At 76.1% G+C, this 2,159-nt stretch carries 2 protein-coding genes and 1 pseudogene; all 3 read right to left on the bottom strand.

Features of this window, described 5'->3' with window-relative positions:
- Positions 1–866, bottom strand: an 866-nt coding sequence (locus tag FOE67_RS23530; RefSeq protein ID WP_182666849.1) for a serine/threonine-protein kinase, incomplete at its 3' end; no start/stop codon positions are given.
- A gap of 103 nt (positions 867–969) precedes the next feature.
- Complete coding sequence (locus FOE67_RS23535; RefSeq protein ID WP_182666850.1) at positions 970–1,578, bottom strand: hypothetical protein; 609 nt, start codon at positions 1,576–1,578, stop codon at positions 970–972.
- Between the two features lie 93 nt (positions 1,579–1,671).
- Positions 1,672–2,159 (bottom strand): annotated as a pseudogene (locus FOE67_RS23540) (hypothetical protein); the annotation flags it as partial.

Raw genomic sequence — 2,159 nt, forward strand, 5'->3', positions numbered from 1 at the left:
GGGGCGGGGGCGACCGGGGCCGACCCGAGGTCTGCGGCGGCCAGGGCGTCCCGGAACCCGGCGGCGTCGATGGTCCGTTCGGCCGGGTCGGCGGCCAGCGCCCGGCGCAGGACGGCCATCAGATCGGCCGGCACTCCCGGCAGGTCGGGCAGGGGTTGGGTCTGCCGGACGATGATCTCGGCGAGGCTCGGCTCGCCCCCGTCCTCGGGGAAGTGCGGGGGCCTGCCGCACAGCAGGGCGTGCACGGTGGCGGCCAGGGAGTACACGTCCCCGGCGGCGGAGGGCTCGACCAGCCGGAACGCCTCCGGCGGCGCGTACGCCGGGGTCAGCGCCTCGCGGGTGACCGACAGGTCGTGACCGGGGCGGGGCAGGGCGGCGAGCCCGAAGTCGGTGAGGGCGACACCCCCGTAGCGGTTGATCATGACGTTGCCGGGCTTGATGTCGCGGTGCAGCACCCCGGCCGCGTGGGCGGCGGCCAGCGCGTCGGCGAGCGCGACGCCGATGTCGCGGGCTTCCGCGACGGGCAGCGGGCCGGTGCGGGCGAGCCGGTCGGCCAGCGACCCACCGGGGCACAGCTCCAGCACCAGATAGGGGTGTCCGTCCTCCCGCACCCCGGCGTCGTGGACGGCCACCACGTGGGGGTGGTCCGACAACCGCCCGGCGGCGGTCACCTCGCGCAGGAAGCGCTTGCGGTCCCGCTCGGAGAGGAGTTGTCGGCCGTCGATCCGCAGCGCCACCTCCCGGTCCATGGAGAGCTGACGGGCCCGGTGCACGGTGGCGAAACCGCCCCGGCCCAGCACCTCCAGAACCTCGTAGCCGGGCTGCCGGATGCCCCCGTCCGCCCGTTCCCCGTGCCCGCCGTCCATGTCCCCGTCGTCCCCGTCCCCCGCGACCGGCCCGGCCGGGATCCTCCGGCCGGATGTGGGCGACGACTCTAGCCCGGGCCGCCGACACCGGAACCGGCGGGCGTCACCCCGTGGCCCCGACGTCCGGTGCCCCGCCGGGTCCGCCGACGGGTCGCGTGACCTCCGGGACCACCGCCGTCCGGTCCTCGTACATGGTGATCACCTGTCCGGGACGCAGATGCCGCCACCGCGAGCGGTCGAGCGGGGCGAGGCGCACGACGGCCCGGTCCCCCGGTTCGAGAAAGACGCGCTCCTCCACCCACAATGCCGCGATGTTCCATGTCGGTTCGCCGGTGGGCGCCCGGTTCCCGATGTCCCACATGGGACGCAGGACTCCGGCCCCGCCCATGGGGGTCCGCCGTCGGGTCTCCCCCGGCGGGCGGAGGGTGGGATCGGCCCGGATGACACCGTGCCGGGCCTCCCGCAGGCGCCGGCGGCACCACTCCGCGCTCCCTTCCAGGCGCATCTCCTCGGCGGCCGTGAGGAGGGAGGCCCAGAAGGCGGGCGGAAGCGGCGCCGGGAGGTCGCCGAGTTCCTCCAACAGGTCGAGGGCGATCTCCCACTCGTCGTGGACGAGGTAGTCCCACACGTCGTCCACCGTCAGGTCGTTCTCCGTGGCGGTGCCCTGCGGCACCAGGAGCGCCGCGGCCTCCAGGAGTTTCACGACATCCATCCCCCGATGATGCGTCGGAGCCCGGTGCGGTGTCCCGGGTATTACCGCCTCGGCCCCGCCGGCCGGCCCGGGAACCGACCGGCGGGTGGGGCGTCAACCCCCGTTGGTCGTCGGGCGGTCGTCGAGCACGATGGTGATGACGTCGGCGTCCGCGTGGCTCCCGGAGTCGGCCTCGCCGACCGGGGCGCCGGTGCCGGCCACGGCCCGCCGGGCGCGTTGGTGCACGGTGCCGGCGAGGGCCCGGCCGACGGGGTCCGCCGCCCCGTTCCGCTGGAGGTCGCGCGTGGTCACCAGGACGGCGAGCAGCGAGCGGCCGGAGAGGAACGCCTCGGTGCGCCCGCCGGCGAGGTCGGTGACGCGGTCCGGGACCCGGAAGTGCGGGTGGCGGACGGTGTGTTCGAGCAGGAACTGCCAGGTGTCCCGGTGGCAGAGCAGGCGGGCCGTGGCGATGCCGGCCGCCGCGTCCAGGCTCGCCACGAACGCCTCGTCCTCCGACGTGTCGTCCTCCGCGGGGCCCTCGGCGGCGGGCGGTTCACCCGGGTCGGCGTGCTCCCCGCCGGGCCCCTCCCCCTCCGCAATCC

Source organism: Streptomyces calidiresistens (assembly GCF_014141525.1).
Classification (GTDB): Bacteria; Actinomycetota; Actinomycetes; order Streptomycetales; family Streptomycetaceae; genus Streptomyces; species Streptomyces calidiresistens.

Coding starts and splice junctions, on each gene's coding strand:
- FOE67_RS23535 (WP_182666850.1), bottom strand. CDS start 1,578: ATGGATGTCGTGAAACTCCTGGAGGCCGCGGCGCTCCTGGTGCCGCAG.